Source organism: Arenimonas alkanexedens (assembly GCF_054781355.1).
The window spans coordinates 323,895-340,324 of record NZ_BAAGUO010000001.1 but is presented as its reverse complement, the minus strand read 5'-3'; the positions used below and the strand labels follow the sequence as shown (position 1 = coordinate 340,324).

At 67.3% G+C, this 16,430-nt stretch carries 12 protein-coding genes; 1 reads left to right on the top strand and 11 read right to left on the bottom strand.

Translation table 11 applies throughout. The features are described from left to right. Positions 1-66: 66 nt before the first annotated feature. The 9 genes from ribB to creD form a co-directional block, all read right to left on the bottom strand. On the bottom strand, positions 67-1,161 hold the full coding sequence (gene ribB / locus ACYVGY_RS01555) for a 3,4-dihydroxy-2-butanone-4-phosphate synthase (protein ID WP_460455731.1): 1,095 nt from the start codon (positions 1,159-1,161) through the stop codon (positions 67-69). Beyond that, positions 1,158-1,763 (bottom strand): riboflavin synthase, encoded by a 606-nt coding sequence (locus ACYVGY_RS01550; RefSeq protein ID WP_460455730.1) that lies wholly within the window; start codon positions 1,761-1,763, stop codon positions 1,158-1,160. Before ACYVGY_RS01550 ends, ribB begins: the two co-directional genes overlap by 4 nt. Before the next feature lie 241 nt (positions 1,764-2,004). Beyond that, a complete protein-coding gene (locus ACYVGY_RS01545; protein ID WP_460455729.1) occupies positions 2,005-2,487 on the bottom strand; it encodes a hypothetical protein in 483 nt (160 codons plus the stop codon). 107 nt (positions 2,488-2,594) lie between these two features. Then, positions 2,595-7,610: an RHS repeat-associated core domain-containing protein gene (locus tag ACYVGY_RS01540; protein ID WP_460455728.1), complete on the bottom strand. Its 5,016-nt coding sequence runs from the start codon at positions 7,608-7,610 to the stop codon at positions 2,595-2,597. Between the two features lie 237 nt (positions 7,611-7,847). Further along, positions 7,848-8,945 (bottom strand): bifunctional diaminohydroxyphosphoribosylaminopyrimidine deaminase/5-amino-6-(5-phosphoribosylamino)uracil reductase RibD, encoded by a 1,098-nt coding sequence (gene ribD / locus ACYVGY_RS01535; RefSeq protein ID WP_460455727.1) that lies wholly within the window; start codon positions 8,943-8,945, stop codon positions 7,848-7,850. After that, positions 8,942-9,406, bottom strand: a complete 465-nt coding sequence (locus ACYVGY_RS01530; protein ID WP_460455726.1) for a GNAT family N-acetyltransferase — start codon at positions 9,404-9,406, stop codon at positions 8,942-8,944. Before ACYVGY_RS01530 ends, ribD begins: the two co-directional genes overlap by 4 nt. Before the next feature lie 5 nt (positions 9,407-9,411). Beyond that, on the bottom strand, positions 9,412-9,927 hold the full coding sequence (nrdR, locus tag ACYVGY_RS01525) for a transcriptional regulator NrdR (protein ID WP_460455725.1): 516 nt from the start codon (positions 9,925-9,927) through the stop codon (positions 9,412-9,414). A gap of 4 nt (positions 9,928-9,931) precedes the next feature. Beyond that, complete coding sequence (gene glyA, locus ACYVGY_RS01520) at positions 9,932-11,182, bottom strand: serine hydroxymethyltransferase (protein ID WP_460455724.1); 1,251 nt, start codon at positions 11,180-11,182, stop codon at positions 9,932-9,934. Between the two features lie 136 nt (positions 11,183-11,318). Then, positions 11,319-12,665 (bottom strand): cell envelope integrity protein CreD, encoded by a 1,347-nt coding sequence (gene creD, locus ACYVGY_RS01515; RefSeq protein WP_460455723.1) that lies wholly within the window; start codon positions 12,663-12,665, stop codon positions 11,319-11,321. Positions 12,666-12,959: 294 nt separating this feature from the next. On the opposite strand from creD, the gene ettA reads away from it, so the two are divergent. Further along, positions 12,960-14,624, top strand: coding sequence for an energy-dependent translational throttle protein EttA (gene ettA / locus ACYVGY_RS01510; protein WP_460455722.1), 1,665 nt, complete (start codon positions 12,960-12,962; stop codon positions 14,622-14,624). 62 nt (positions 14,625-14,686) lie between these two features. Here ettA and ACYVGY_RS01505 read toward each other — a convergent pair whose 3' ends face one another. Beyond that, the gene (locus tag ACYVGY_RS01505) at positions 14,687-15,547 is read right to left on the bottom strand and encodes a glycosyltransferase family 2 protein (RefSeq protein WP_460456241.1); all 861 of its coding nucleotides are present in this window, start codon (positions 15,545-15,547) and stop codon (positions 14,687-14,689) included. 38 nt (positions 15,548-15,585) lie between these two features. Further along, positions 15,586-16,428 (bottom strand): class I SAM-dependent methyltransferase, encoded by an 843-nt coding sequence (locus ACYVGY_RS01500; protein WP_460455721.1) that lies wholly within the window; start codon positions 16,426-16,428, stop codon positions 15,586-15,588. Positions 16,429-16,430: the final 2 nt, after the last annotated feature.

The window sequence follows — 16,430 nt, the reverse complement described above, 5'->3', positions numbered from 1 at the left end:
GCGGCGGCGCAGCGACCGCAGCGCTAAAAAACGGCGGCGCGCGTAGTGCCTACGCGCATTTGCGAATCAGCTGACGGAAGCCACGTAGTCCACGACCTCGAGACCATAGCCGGCAAGCCCGACCTGCCGGCGCGGCGTGCCCAGCACCCGCAGCTTGCCCAGACCCAGGTCGGCCAGGATTTGGGCACCGGCACCATTGCGGCGCCATTCCCGGGTTTTCGGCGTGTCGTTGGTATCGGCCTCGGTGATGCGGGCCAGCAGGTCCTCGGGCGACACCGGCTCGGCCAGCACCACCACCACGCCCTCGCCCGCCGCGGCCACGGCGGTCAGCGCGTCGTTCACGCTGACGCCGAAATCGGCGCGGCGCCACTGCAGCACGTCCGACAGCGGGTTCTTGACGTGTACGCGCACCAGCGTGGGCGTCTCGGCCTTGGGTTCGCCGTGCACCAGCGCGAAATGCAGGTCGTGGGTGACGCGATCGCGATAGGTCACCAGTTTGAAGGGGCCATGTGCGGTGGTGATGTCGCGCGCATCCACGCGCTCGACGGTGTGCTCGGTTTCAAGGCGATAGCGGATGAGTTCTTCGATCGATCCGATCTTGAGCCCGTGTTCCTTGGCGAAGGTTTCAAGCTCCGGACGACGCGCCATCGAGCCATCGGGATTGAGGATTTCCACCAGCACGCCGGCCGGTTCCAACCCCGCCAGCAGCGACAGGTCGCTGGCCGCTTCGGTGTGGCCGCTGCGGGTGAGCACGCCGCCGGGCTGGGCCATCAGCGGGAAGATGTGGCCGGGCTGGGTGAGGTGTTCGACCTTGGCATCCGGCCGCACTGCGGTGCGGATGGTGTGGGCGCGGTCGTAGGCGCTGATGCCGGTGGTGACGCCCTCGGCCGCCTCGATGCTGACCGTGAAATTGGTGTGGTAGGGCGAGTTGTTGTCGCGCACCATCGGGCCCAGGCCCAGCTGGCGGCAGCGCTCGCGGGTCAGCGAGAGACAGACCAAACCGCGGGCGTGGGTGACCATGAAGTTGATGTCGCTGGGCTTGACCAGCTCGGCGGCCATGATCAGGTCGCCCTCGTTCTCTCGGTCCTCGTCGTCGACGATGACGACCATGCGGCCCTGGCGGAGTTCCTCGAGCAATTCGGGGACAGTGGCGAAACTCATTTCGATTCCTCGCGAGTCGCCAGCAGGCGCTCGACGTAGCGGGCCACGGTATCGACCTCGAGATTGACGGCGGCGCCGACGGCGGTTTCGCCGAAGGCGGTGTGGGCGACGGTGTGCGGCACCAGGTTCACTTCGAAACCGGTGTCGTCGACGGCGTTGACGGTGAGGCTGGTGCCGTCCACGGCGATCGAGCCCTTGTTGGCGATGTAGCGCAGCACGCCGTGCGGCGCGGCGAAACGCCAGCGCTGGCTGCGGCCGTCGTCCCAGACTTTTTCGACGCTGCCGACGGCATCGACGTGGCCCGACACCAGGTGCCCGCCGAGGCGATCGGTCGGCAGCAGCGAGCGCTCTAGGTTCACCGCGGCACCGACCGGCAGTCCGCCCAGGGTGGTCAGGGCCAGGGTTTCGTTCGAAACATCGGCGAACCAGCCCTCGGCGTCCCATTCGACCACCGTGAGGCAGCAGCCGCTGACGGCGATGGACTCGCCCAGCGCGATGTCATCGGCCGGCATGCCGCCCCAGCCGATGCGCAGGCGCTGGTCGCCGCCGCGGACCTCACGGGCCAGCAGGCGGCCAACGGATTGGATCAGGCCAGTAAACATGGGGGAAAGCCCGGAAAAGGGCCGCCATTGTAAGGGCTAGGGGCGAAAACCGCGTCACGAAGCGGCCAGGCGGGTGGGACGCTGGGTTTCGGGCGGGTTCTGCCCTTTTCTCAGTGGAGACGCCGGCGGCGGTAATTCCTTCCTTGACGCTTACCTGTGGCCGGCCGACCCAGGCTGGCAAGTGTCCATGAAAGCCTGGGCGATTCATTGCGAGGGCATGGGCCAAGCCGACTCGCCTGACTTATCGACGAGCCGTGTCTCGACCCGCCCGGACCGCGACAACCCCGACCACAACCGCCACGAGGACGGCGATCCAGAACAGCAGCCCATTGGTCGCGTTCAAGTAGTCGGTTGACATTCGCGGCGACACGCACTGCACAAAGGCCTCGGAGGACACGCCGGATGCCATGCTCGCATCGAATACAAATCGCCGTCCAACCTCGACGGCCGCTGCGGTCAGGACCAGAATTAGGAAGACCCATCCGAACGCCACGACCCACCACAAGATTCGGGACCGGATCCAGCGATGTGCGGCACTCAGCGCGAGCGTCGAGAAAAGCATGGCGACGAGCAGCGGAAGCGTGGCCAGAAGCATGACAGTCCACACTGCTTGGTCGGCAAGGCATTCCGCAGGAACGACCTGATCCACTGCCACCACGAACATGAGCGTGAATCCGGCAAGGACTACTGCCGCTCCGTGAAATCGCATGCGAACTCTTTTCATGAACTTTTCCTTGGGCAACGTACCCAGCCAAGAAGGCCGCGACTGAGCGAGCACTCATTGAGTAAGCAGCCCGACTACTTCGCATGACCTCTTGGCGGAACAGCATTTCAACCGCCGGGTAGCCCAGCCCCCAGAACCAGGTTCGACGTCGTATCCATGCGGGCTCGCGCTCGCTCCAAGACCCGCGGTATCGGACGCCCATTCAAGGGGTCTCGCAAGCCGTAGAAGTCCATCACATCATGGAATGGCTTTCTGCAGGACATAGGAGCACCTCGGCACGCTTCCATCAGCGCCTCGTTCTGTTGAATTCGAAACTGCTCCAGCAGTGCGAGCGCTTGATCTTCTGCCAACCACGCGCCCTGCGGATATTTCGACTCGTAGTAGCCCTCAAATCCTCCATCAGCTGCCGCGCATTGCTCAAGCAGAGTCTCCCCAAAAAACTGAGCTAAAGGGTCAAGCGCAAGGTCAGACATTCCTGCCGGAGAGGCCGCCAATAGCGCTTCCTGGGAACTCTGCGACGATGCCAGCAGGGTTGCCAATCCGCCTGCAACTCGCGCAGCACGGCTCCGGGCCGCGGACGTCGAGCGCGTCGCCATCACCTCAGCCATAGAAGACTGGAAACTGAATTGGTATTGGAACTGTTGGCCGTTATATCGCGCAATCACATCGAAGAGCCCGTACGGGTCCGACCGGCCGAACGGTGAACCCGAGACGTACCCAAACGTTGTGATTCCACCTCCAAGTCCAATCGGATCCGACTGCACATACCGCCCGGTGCCCGGCTCATAGTCCCGGAAATAGTTGTAGTGCAGCCCCGTCTCCGTATCCAGGTATTGCCCCGGATAGCGCAGGTTGAACGTGTACTTGTTGGCATCGCCGTCCGGGTTGTTCTGGGCGGCGTGATCGCCGAAGGCGCTGCCGGTCAGGTCCCAGCGCCAGACGATGGCGTTGGTGCCCGGGTGCACCACGGCCCGCGGGGTATTCAGGTGGTCGGTGAGCACGTACTGGTAGGTGCTGCCGGCGTGGCTGGACAGCACCGCCACCGGGGTTTCGTCGAGCCAGACGATCTCGCGGATGCGGGTTCCGTTGCCGCGATACTCGCCGATCAGGTGACCAGCCTCGTCGTAGACGAAGTAGGTGTCGCTGGTAGCCTTTCCCGGTACTTTCTTGGCCACGCGCTGGCCCAGGCCATTGATCGCGAACGTGCGGTTGACCACGCCGTTGAGTAGGTACTGCGACATGCGGCCGGCGTCGTCATAGGTGTAAGTCTTGGTGCCGATCGCCGTGGTGTTGCCCGCGGCATCCAGGCTACGCAGGGTCGAGCCGATCTTGGTCAGGTGATGGCTGTCGGCGGCGTAGGTGTAGACCGCACTGCCCTTCTTGGTCCGGTTGCCGGTGGCGTCGTAGGTGAAGGACTGCACGTTGGCGGTGCCGTTCTTGAGCGCCGTCAGGCGGTCCTGGCCGTCGTAAGTGACGGTACGGGCGGCGGTGGCGCCGGTGGCCAGGCGCTCGTCGAGCGCCGTGACGTTGCCGACGTCGTCCAGGCCCAGGTCCAGCGACAGGCCGGCGGCCGCGCTGTCGGTCACTGCGTCAATGCCGTAGTTGAGGTCGTAGGCCTTGGTCAGCCGGCGGCCGTTGCCGAAGGTGATGACGTTCGCGGGTCCGAAGGGCAGGTAAGTCACGTCCGAGACCAGGCTCACGGTAGCCGCGGCCGCCGTCGGCTTGCCGCTGATGCCCGTGATGCGACCGTTGGCATCGCGCGTATAGGTCACGGTGGCGCCGCTGGGGTAGGTCATCGTGACCAAGCGGTCCGCCAGGTTGTGGCTGTAGCGAACCGTGCGGCTGGCCGCCGCGCCGGTGACGGCCTGCACCTTCCTGACCAGATTGCCGCGGCGGTCGTAGCAGAACTGGGTGCTGCCGCTGGGATCGGTGAGGGTACCGAGGCGGCCAATACCGAAGGTTTCCCCCGCGGCGCAGGCGGCCGGCACCGCGTCGTAGACGAAGCCCGTGTCCTGCCCCGCCGAGGGGCGGTCAATGCCGGTCAGGCGCGACTGGCCGTCGTAGGCGTACAGCGTCAGCACGCCGCGAGCGTCCACGGCACTGATGCGATTGCCGGCTTCGTCGTAGGTGTAGGTGGCGGTGCCAGTGTCGGGGCTCACCAGCTGCGTCAGATTGCCGAGGCCGTCGTAGCCGTAGCTCGTGACCAGCCCCTTGGGGTCGATGACGGTGGTCAGACGATCCAGGGCGTCGTAGTCAAAGCGCGTCTGGGCGCGCTCGCTGCCGGTGCCCGCGACGTTGGCGATGGACTCACGCAGGCGGCCGAGGGCGTCGTAGGCGTTGTCGGTGGTGCGGCCGAGCGCATCCGTGACCATGTCCACCTGGCCCGCTGCGTCGTAGTCCAGTTGCGTGGCGTTGGCATTGGCATCCGCCAGCGTCACCACGCGACCCAGGTCATCGAACAGTCGCGACAGGGAACGTGCAAGCACGCCCTCTGCGTCGCGTGTCTGCTCCGCGAAGCGATTACCCGCCCCGTCGAGGGAGTAGTTGATGGTGTTGCCCAGGCTGTCCTCGATCAGGGTCAGCCGGCGCGCGGCGTCGTATCCGAAACGGACGAGGACGCCGTCGGGCTGGGTGATTTGCTGCACCAGCCCGTTTGCGTCGTAGGCGAGGGTCGACCTCATGTCGTCCAAGCTGCTGTTGGGGTCCGTGCCGAGCACCGTCTGGCTCGACAAACGGCCCAAGGCGTCATGGTCCAGGATCGTGATGACCTGGTTCATGTCGCGGATGCGTACGATGCGGCCAGCCAGATCATGTCGGACGATCTCGGTTTCGCGGCCCGAGGCGTCAAAGACCTTCCAGAGATCACCCTTGCGGTGGCAGTTTCCGGTGTTGATTCCACAGCTCGTGATGTCGCTGGCGTTGCGATAGACGTACTGCACGCGGTCCGCCATGCCGGCCAGCGGGCCGTCAACCGAGCGCAGCAGGCCCACCAGGGGGCAAGCGGCGGGGTCAGCCGAGACATCCGCCTCGCTGCAGTAGTTGAACGCGGTCTGGCGGACGCCGGCCGGCGCATCCGCTGCCGAACCGCAGGCATAGCTGGTCCCGGGACCCGATGGATCAACGGCGCAGCTGGCGAGCACGCGACCCTGCGCATCCAGCGACCGGGCGGACCTGGAGAGCGGCACCATGGCGCCTCCGACCTTGCCGGAAACCAGGGACCCGGTCACCCGCCCGAAAGTGTCGCGATTGATCACGGTCACACGCTCCAGGTCGGTCCCCGGCGCTTCGGTTACCTGGGACACCTTTCCGCCGGTATAGGCGTAGCGGGTACGGCGGCCGGCACGGTCCACGGACTCGGTCCTGCGGCCATCGCTGCCGTAGATGTTCTGGATGCTGCCAAAACTGTCGGCCACCGACAGCAGGCGTCGCTGGACACCCGGCTGATAGGTATAGCGACGGACCAGGCCATTGGCCGTGGTCACGTCGACGATATCCCGACTGATATAGGTCAGTTCAGTGCGCTCTGCCCCGCCTGCCAGGGCCGACGACGTGACGCGACCATAAGCGTCATAGATAAAGGTCGCGTAGCGCTGGCCGTTGTCCGAGATGCCGGTCATGAGGCCGGCCGACGGCGCGCCCACGTGTGCCGACTCGTCGTAATGGTACTGGCGGGCACTGCCGTCAGGGCGAACCACGGCGGCCAGGTTGCCCGAGGCATCGTAGCTGTACTCGTGGACTTTTCCGTCAGGCAACACGACCTCGGTGAGGACGCGCTTGCTGGCCACCACGACGTTGCTGCCGCCCACCGGGCGGGACATCTCGATCACGCTGTAATGGAAGCTCAGCTTGCGGCCAACGCCATCCGTCAGCTCACTCAGGTAGCCGTTGCCATCGTAGGCATAGGCCAGGTCTCGGGTAGGATCCTCCGCGTGACGGCGACTGAGCAGGCGTCCCGTCGTGGCGTCGTAGATTCGCGTATGACCCGCTTCGTCCACCATCTCGTAGGTTGCGCCCACCCGCTTGACGATACGGTCGGACAGGCCACGGGCGACGTAGGTTGTCACGCCCCCCGACTGCGAGACCCACTCCATCGGCAGGAAGGAGCCATCGTTGTTGATGACGTGCGGGTAGTTGTCGTTGGTGCCGCCGATCCTGGAGCCGTGCGAGTGATGCCAGCGGCTGCCGATATTGCCCTGCTCCAGAAGGCCCGTCGACCGGTAGGTGCGAGTGAAGGGCTCGCCGGCGAACTCGAAGTCTGTTTCGTGTCGCTGTTTCTCACCGGTGGCGGGGTAGCAGGGATTGTCGTTCGCCTTGCAGCTTTCCGCCTGGCGGACCCGGACGGTCATCTGACGCATGTTGTCGCGCGGGGCGCAGACGATCGGCCAGTCCTCGGCGGGATTGACGATGACGAAGCCTGCCGGGCAGGCAAAAGGCGTCGTTTTCGAGATCTGGGTGGGGTGGTCGACGGGATCCGGCGTGCCCCAGCCCGGGCACCACCACGCTTCGTCTATGTATCGGCCGCCATGGCTGGGACCATGGGCAAAAACTGCGGCACCGTAGCGCGAGGCCGAATAGGCGCCCGACAGCCCACTGGGCACAGCGTGGGCACCCACGATCGAGTTTCGCAGGTACGTGCAGTTGGACCTTGAAAGGAACGCCGCTCGATTGGAGACCCAAATGCTGACGGCCTCGGCCTCACTCTGGCAGTGGGGATGACCCGGCCCGTTGCCGCTCGATACCGCGCAACCCAGATTGTCGGAGGTCCACCCACCGACAATGAAGCCCGGGCTTCCGATCGACTCCGGCGCCACCTTCTGCTCGGCGCGGTAGACCACCCAGCGCCATTCCGTATTGTTGGTGCGGCTTTCCTCCGCCCTGACCAGATATTCGCCGACCAGCGTCGACGCCCGCATCGCAACCAGGGCTTGGGCCTCGCTGGGATAGCAATCGCCTGGGCCACTGGGGGGGGTGAAGCAGTAGTCCAGTGGCGGTTCGCCGGCCTGCGCAGCGGCAGGCGACGGAACGGCCACAAGCAAGAGGCATCCGGTGGCCAGGAGTACGGCCAGAAGCGGTTTCCCGATGCGGGACACCAGCCGGGGGAGGGTCGGACGCGAGAGGCGCATGGGATGGTTCCGTGTGACAAACGGGGGAGGCGACAAGGCCGCATTGGCCATGCGCGGGGTTGCGTAGCCTAGCCAGACAACGGCGCCGCTGGACAGCGGTCGGCGCGTGCCGTGCCCGTCATGCTGGCAATTGGTCAGGCCCCACTAACGGGTTTAGCCGGAGTGACCGCCGGCGATACGCCGCCTCGCTCCCAGTGCGAGCGCTTGAAGTTGGCCGGTCTGACGCGCGGCGCGTTGCTAGCCGGCGGACGGCGACAGCAACAGCCGCAAATCCGGGCCTATCGACCGGGATTCCAGCAGGCGCAGCCCCATGCGCTCCGACATCGACGCCGGATCCAGGCCGGCGAACAGCGGCCTGGCCTTCTCCCCCAGCAGCACCGGGGCCACGTAGAGCAGCAGTTCGTCGATCAAGCCGGCCTTGAGCAGCGCACCGCTGAGGGTGGCACCGGCTTCGACCTGCAGTTCGTTGACGCCGCGCTGGGCCAGCTGGGACAGCACGGCGGCCAGGTCCAGGCCGCCTTCGACGCGGCGTACGGCGAAGGCGCGCACCTCGTCGTCGTAGTCGGGCACCACGTCGTCGCCGTGCACCACCAGGGTGGGCGCGGCGCCGTCGGTGAGCACCTGAGACAGTGCCGGCAGCCGGCCGCGTTCGTCGAGGACCACGCGCATGGGCGGCACGAAATCAACGCCTTCCGGCAGGCGCACGGTCAGGCGCGGGTCGTCGGCGAGGACGGTGGCGATGCCGGTCATCAGGGCGCCGGCGCGGGCGCGCCAGCGCATCACGTCGGCGCGCGCGGCCTCGGAGGTGATCCACTTCGATTCGCCGCTGGCCAGGGCAGTGCGGCCGTCCAGACTCATGCCCAGCTTCACCCGCACCCAGGGCAGGCCGCGCTCCATGCGCGAGAAGAAGCCGCGGTTGAGGTGGCGCGCCGCAGCTTCCATCAGACCGTACTCGACGGTGATGCCGGAGGCCTGCAGCTTGGCGAAGCCCTGGCCCGACACCTGGTGGTAAGGGTCGCGGCAGGCGGCGACCACGCGGGTGACGCCGGCGGCCACCAGCGCGTCCGCGCAGGGCGGCGTGCGGCCGTGGTGGGCGCAGGGTTCGAGCGTGACGTAGGCGGTGGCGCCACGGGCGCGGCCGGCGGCTTCGCGCAGCGCGTGCACTTCGGCATGCGGTCCGCCGGCGCGCACGTGCCAGCCCTCGCCCAGCACCCGGTCGCCGTCGGCGATGACGCAGCCGACCATCGGATTGGGCTGGGTGGTGAACGCGGCGCGCTCGGCCAGCTGCAGGGCGCGGGCCATGTGGGCGTGGTCGCGGGCGGTGAAGTCGGTCATGCGGGAAGGATATCCATCAAATGCACGCGGGTGCCGCGAAGGGTGGCCTGGCCCTGGGGGCGCCAGCCGAGGCGGGCGTAGTAGTCGGCGTGGTCGGGGGTGAACAACCAGAGGCGTTCGACCCCCTGCCCTGCCGCGAAATCAACCAGCGCCTGGACCAGGCGTTTCCCGAGACCCGTGCCGCGGGCTTCGGGCACCACGTAAAGGCTGGCCAGCCAGGCGTCACCGCGGTCGCGCAGCTCCGGCGCATCTTCGTCCACCAGGCTCACCGAGCCCAACAGCCTGTCGCCATCAAGCGCCACCAGCGTGGTCGGGCGGGTGCGGCGGGTGGCGTGGTCACGCAGTTCCTCGCAGGTGTGTTCGAGCGTCCAGCCTTCGTAGAGGTGCTGCCACTGCGCGTGGTGCCAGCCGGCAAGCGTGTTGGCGTGGCCGGGGGTATCGGCCAGGAAGCGGATGGCCACGGCCGTCAACGCTTGGCCTTGTCCACCACCACGTCCAGCAGGGGCAGCTGCAGGCCGTCGAGGCCCGGCAGGTCACGCTCCAGGCGTTCTATTTCCTCGCGGAAGGCCTGCACGTCCTCGAACTTTCGATAGACGGAGGCAAAGCGCACGTAAGCCACCTGGTCGAGCAGCTTGAGCTCGGCCATCACGAATTCGCCCACTCGCAGCGAAGGCAGTTCGCGCTCGCCGGTCAGGCGCAGCGCATGCACGACGCTGCGCACGGCGGTGTCGATCTGTTCGGACGAGACCGGGCGCTTCTGCAGCGCACGGTCGAAACTGATGCGCAGCTTGCGTTCGTCGAAAGCCTCGCGACGGCCGTCGCTCTTGACGATGGCCGGCAGCTTGAGCTCGGCCACCTCGAACGTGTTGAAGCGCTCGTTGCACTGCTCGCACTCGCGCCGACGGCGGATGGTGGATCCATCCTCGGACACGCGCGAGTCGATCACGCGGGTGTCTTCGTGCTGGCAGAAGGGGCAATGCATCCGGTCAGCCGTAAACCGGGAAGGCGCGGCACTGGGCGGTGACGGCGTCGCGCACGCGGGCAATCACCGCTTGGTCGGCCGGGGCGTCGAGCACGTCGCAGATCCAGTTGGCCAGCGCGATGCACTCGGACTCGCCGTAGCCGCGGGTGGTGACCGCCGGGGTGCCGATGCGCAGGCCAGACGTGACGAAGGGCGAGCGCGGGTCGTTGGGCACCGAGTTCTTGTTGACGGTGATGTGGGCGGCGCCCAGCGCGGCCTCGGCGTCCTTGCCGCTGACGTCGCGGCCGATCAGGTCAATCAGCATCAAGTGGTTCTCGGTGCCGCCGGAGACGACCTTGTAGCCGCGAGCCATCAGGGTCTTGGCCATCGCCTGCGCGTTCTTGATCACCTGCGCCTGGTAGTCCTTGAAGCCCGGCTCGAGCGCTTCCTTGAAGGCCACGGCCTTGGCCGCGATCACGTGCATCAGCGGGCCACCCTGGGTACCAGGGAAGACCAGCGACTGGAATTTCTTCTCCAGCGCTTCGTTGGCCTTGGCCAGGATGATGCCGCCGCGCGGGCCGCGCAGGGTCTTGTGGGTGGTGGAGGTGACGACGTCGGCGTGCGGCACCGGGTTCGGGTAGAGACCGGCGGCGACGAGACCGGCCACGTGCGCCATGTCCACGAAGAAATAGGCGCCGACCGACTTGGCGATTTCGGCCATGCGGGCCCAGTCCACCACCTGCGAGTAGGCGCTGAAACCGGCAACCAGCATCTTCGGCTTGTGCTCGGTGGCGAGGCGCTGCACCTCGTCGTAATCAATCAGCCCGTTTTCGTCCACGCCGTACTGCACGGCGCTGTAGATCTTGCCGGAGAAGCTGACCTTGGCGCCGTGGGTCAGATGGCCGCCGTGGGCCAGGCTCATGCCCAGCACGGTATCGCCCGGCGCCAGCAGCGCCATGTAGACGGCGATGTTGGCCGAGGAGCCCGAGTGCGGCTGGACGTTGGCGTAGTCGGCGCCGAACAGCTGCTTCACGCGCTCGATCGCCAGCTTCTCGGCGATGTCCACGTATTCGCAGCCGCCGTAGTAACGCTTGCCCGGATAGCCCTCGGCATACTTGTTGGTCAGCACGCTGCCCTGCGCTTCAAGCACGCGCGGGCTGGCGTAGTTTTCCGAGGCGATCAACTCGACGTGGTCTTCCTGGCGCTGCAGCTCCTGGGCCATGGCCTGGGCGAGGGCGTCGTCGTAACCAGCGATCTGCATATCCTTGGCAAACATTCGGGGCATTCCAGGCGGCGGCGGGAGCGTGAAATTGTAGCCCCGACGGGAACTTGCGGCCAGCCAAGCGCGGTCCGGGCCGCCGCGGCGCGCGCGACGGACCCGGTCCGCGCACGCGCCGCCGGGCCGGCCGGACTCAGCGGGGCGGCAGCGGCGGGGGCTCGCCGGTGACGCCGAGGCGGTGCCAGTCGACCCGGCGGGTCAGGGCCATCACGCTGGCCAGCGCAGCGAACAGCACGGCGGCGCCCACCAGCAGGGCGTAGTCCTCGGAGCTCAGCAGCGCATACAGCAGCCCGTAGAGCGTCAACAGCCCCAGCCCGAAGCCCAGTCCGGGCCGGCGCCCGCCCAGCACCCCGCTCAGGTAGTAGCCCAGCAGGCCACTGCAGCTCGCGGCGGCCAGGGCGTAGGCCGGGCCGAAGCCGATGTGCTCGGACAGCGACAGCAGCAGCAGGTAGAACATGGCCAGGGCCAGGCCGGTCAGGCCGTACTGCACCACGTGCACCGGCCGCGCCGACAGCGCCTCCACCAGGAACACGGCCCCGAACACCAGCCCAAGGAACAGCAGTGCGTACTTCATCGCCCGGTCGGTCATCAGGTAGCGGTCCACCGGATCCACCAGGCGGACGCCGAAGCGGCCCTCGTCCAGGCCCTCGCAGTGGCTCAGCTCCGGCCCGCACTGGCTCAGCAGCTGCGGCACCCGGCTGGAAAGCCGCGATACCGCCCAGCGTGCCTTGAAGCCTTCGTCGCTGATCTCCGAGCCCAGCGGCAGGTGTCGCCCCTCGAAAGCCGGATGCGGCCAATCGGCGCTGGCCTCGACCGTGGTTTCCGCGCCCACCGGCAGCCAGCCCAGCTGGGTCGTGCCGGTCAGGTCCAGCTTCACGTCGAACGCGAAAGGCTTGGCGAGCGCCGAAATGGGCACCGGGGCGATCAGCCCTTCCGGCATCCAGCCCACCTGGGTACCGGCCTCGGCCGCCAGCGGCTGGCCGTCGAGCGTGATCTGCAGGGCCTGCACGCCGCGGTTGTCGCCCAGGCCCAGCACCAGCCAGGCCCGGGTGGGCCGCAGCTCGTCGCCGCCGGCCGAAGGCGGCGAAACGGGGCGGAACTGGCCCGTCAGCGACAGTGCGTCGTGGAACAGCGGCACTTTGAACAGGCTGCGGCCGCGTTGCTCGATCCGCAGCTGGTTGCCGATCACCAGTTGGGTCGGACTGACGAGGTAGCGCAGGACTTCCCGGGTCTGCTCGGTTTCCTCGCGCATCTGGCCGTCCTGGCTGACCACGCGCCGGCGCTTGCCCACGCGTTCGGCCTCGACCAGCAGCAGCGGGCCCACCACCGACTGGGGTCCGGCGGAGGACTGTGCGATCTCGGCGGCCACTTCCTGGCCGCGCTGTTGGCGCTCCCCCACCAGCCCACCCAGCAGGGCCAGCGGAATCATCAACACCAACAGCAGTACGCCCACCAGGGCCAGCTTCCAGCCGATGCGCATGACGCACACCCCCATCAATCGCCGCCAAGCGCGGCAAGGGCATATCAACAGCCGATTGCGGCCTGCCGCGGGCGTGAATATGGCGTTTCCCGGGCAAGCCCGTCGCCGCCGACGGCCTGGGCCCCGGAAAAGGGGCCGGGACGGCCGGGGTAAAGGAAATAAGCCCGATGGGGCTTTATACTTGGCGGTCACCCGAGATTCCGGATCCGCCGCGCAGCACCCCGCGCGGCCCCACCCTGCCCGGCCGGCGCGTCATCGCGCGGCTGCGGCCTGCTTCAAAAGAGAGAGCGAGCCATGTCGCAATACATCTACACCATGATCGGCGTCAGCAAGACCGTGCCGCCGAAAAAGCAGATCATCAAGGACATCTCGCTGTCGTTCTACCCGGGCGCCAAGATCGGCCTGCTGGGCCTGAACGGCTCGGGCAAGTCCACCGTGCTGCGCATCATGGCCGGCGTGGACCAGGACTTCACCGGCGAAGCCCGCCCACAGCCGGGCATCAAGGTCGGCTACCTGGAACAGGAGCCGCGCCTGAATCCCGAGCACACCGTGCGCCAGGCGGTCGAAGAGGGCGTGGGCGACCTGCTGCACGCGCAGGAGCTGCTGGACAAGGTGTACGCCGCCTACGCCGAAGAAGACGCCGACTTCGACAAGCTTGCCGCCGAGCAGCAGCGCCTGGAGGGCATCCTGGCCACCGGCGACGCCGCCACGCTGGAGCTGCAGCTGGAAATCGCCGCCGACGCCCTGCGCCTGCCGCCCTGGGAAGCCATTTGCGGCCAGCTCTCAGGCGGCGAGAAGCGCCGCGTGGCGCTTTGTCGCCTGCTGCTTTCCAAGCCCGACATGCTGCTGCTCGACGAACCCACCAACCATCTCGACGCCGAGTCGGTCGAGTGGCTCGAGCAGTTCCTCACGCGCTTCCCGGGCACCGTCGTGGCCGTTACCCATGACCGCTACTTCCTCGACAACGCCGCCGAGTGGATCCTCGAACTCGACCGCGGCCGCGGCATTCCGTGGAAGGGCAACTACAGCGATTGGCTGACCCAGAAGACCGAGCGCCTTAAGCAGGAAGAGTCGCAGGAAAAGGGCCGCCAGAAGGCGCTTCAGAAAGAACTCGAGTGGTCGCGCCAGAACGCCAAGGGCGGCCGCAGCAAGGGCAAGGCCCGTTTGCAGCGCCTCGAAGACCTGCAGTCGGTCGACTACCAGCGCCGCAACGAAACCAACGAGCTGTTCATTCCGCCGGGCGAGCGCCTGGGCGACAAGGTCATCGAATTCAAGAACGTCACCAAGTCCTTCGGCGACCGTTTGCTGATCGATGACTTGAACATCACCATCCCGCCCGGCGCCATCGTCGGCATCATCGGCCCCAACGGCGCCGGCAAGTCGACGCTGTTCAAAATGATCACGGGCCTCGAGAAGCCGGACAAGGGCGAAGTCAACGTCGGCCACACGGTCAAGATCGCCTACGTCGACCAGAGCCGCGACGCGCTGGAAGCGGACAAGAACGTCTGGCAGGCGGTGTCCGGCGGCAGCGACATCATCACCATCGGCAAGGTCGAGATCCAGTCGCGCGCCTATATCGGCCGCTTCAACTTCAAGGGCGCCGACCAGCAGAAGCTGGTGGGCACGCTGTCGGGCGGTGAGCGCGGCCGACTGCACATGGCCAAGACCCTGCTGCAGGGCGGCAACGTGCTGCTGCTCGATGAACCGTCCAACGACCTGGACATCGAAACCCTGCGTGCGCTTGAAGACGCGCTGCTTGAGTTCCCGGGCTGCGCCCTGGTCATTTCGCATGACCGCTGGTTCCTCGACCGCATCGCCACCCACATCATCGCCTTCGAGGGCGACTCGCACGTGGAGTTCTACCAGGGCAACTACCGCGAGTACGAAGAGGACAAGAAGCGCCGCCTGGGCGAGGATGGTGCGCGTCCGCATCGCTTGCGCTACAAGGCGCTTAAGTAAGACATCCGGTCGAGAGCTTCGGGCCTGAAGGCCCTCCTACACGTGTGATTGTAGGAGGGCCTTCAGGCCCGAATGCTTTTCAGCCAGGCCCGCAGCACCGCCACCCCAAAGTGCGCCCACAGCGCCAGCCACAGCACCGGCACCTGCCAGGACGGCGTGTCTGAGGCTTCAAACTTCTGGAAGTAGCGCCACAGCCCCAGATGTTTTTTCCACGCTACCCAGACTGGACGGCGCTGGCTGGATACGCCGCGCACGTGGGTGACGCGCAGTTGATTCGCGATCACCACCTCGTAGCCGGCCTCACGCACGCGCCGGCACAGGTCCAGGTCTTCGGCATGCAGGCGATAGCCCTCGTCGAAGCCGTCCAGCCGCACGAATAGCCCCAGCGGCATCAGCATCAGCGCGCCCGACACGGCGTCAACCGGCTGCACGTCCAGCGCGGGATCGCGGCCCAGGTAGAGGCCATCGCGACGACCCAGGCTGGCCATCTGCTCGCGGAGCGAGGGGTCCGCCCGGCGCGAGGCCAGGTCCACTTCGCCGTCCTCACCTACCAGTTCCACGCCCAGCAGGCCGGCGCCCGGCCGCGCGGTGGCGCAAGCGACCAGCCGGGACAGGGTCTCGCGCTCGACGTAGGCATCGGGGTTCACGAAGGCGACCCAGGGCTGCGAGATCGCCGTCGCGCCCTGGTTGCAGGCGGCGCCGAAGCCACGATTGTCGGGATTCCGTACCAGACTCAGGCGCGCGTCGCGGCGCGCGAGGCGCGCGACGACGTCAGCGGTGCCGTCGGGGGAGTTGTTGTCGATCACCACCACCCGCGCCACGTCGCGGGCGCTGAGCAGCCGGGAAAGGCAGGCTTCGATGGTGGTCTCGCTGGCGTAGGTGACCACCACGACGCCGATGTCGCGCGCGCTGAAATCGCGCAGCCCGCTTTCGCCCAGCACCGGCCATTCGCGCGAGGTGTTCACGTCGGCGCCTGCAGGCGCTTGAGCTCGGCCTCGAGATGGGCGATGTAGGCCATCGCGTTGCGGAAATTGGTCACTTCACGGCGGTAGGCCTCGTACACGCCTTCGGCCTGGTCGCCCAAAACCGACAGCCCCGGAAGGCCCTCCATCGCCGCGGCATCTTTGGCGCACGCGGCCAGGTAGTACATCGGCGCGTTGCCGACCCCGTCGTGGATGGCCTGTCCGTCCAGCGTCAGCGCCTGGGCGGGTGAGCGGGTCGCGTCGAGCGGCCAGAGCACCGACTGGAACAGCAGCTTCTGTCCGTACAGCCGTCGCAGCGGGAAGCGCGCCGCCAGCATCGCCTCGAACTCCGGCCGGTACAGTTCGCGCACGTGGTGCGGGTTCTCGACGCCGGTCAGGTCGGTGTAGGTGTGGCGATCGGGCGTGGACACGAGCAGCAGGCCGCCCGGCGCCAACAGGCGCGCGAAGCCGTCGAGCATCCGCTCCTGGTCCTGCACGTGCTCGAGCGTTTCAAAGCTGAGCACCAGGTCGAAGCTGGCGCTGGGCAAGTCGTCGAGCGCGGTGGCGTCGGCCACGCCGAAGGCCAGGTCGGGCATCGCGCCGTAGCGAAGGCGTGCGTGTTCGATCACATCCGCACCGATATCCAGGCCCAGCACGCGGGCGCCGGCGTCGGCCATCATGGCACTGCCGTAGCCCTCGCCGCAGGCGGCGTCCAGCACCCGCCGGCCGGGCGCCAGCCGGCGTGCGAAGGCGTAGCGATGCCAGTGCTCCTGCGCGATCTCGCGATCGCGCTCGGGCGTGTAGCGCTCGCCGGTGAACTCCAGGACAGGGATGTCGGCCATGC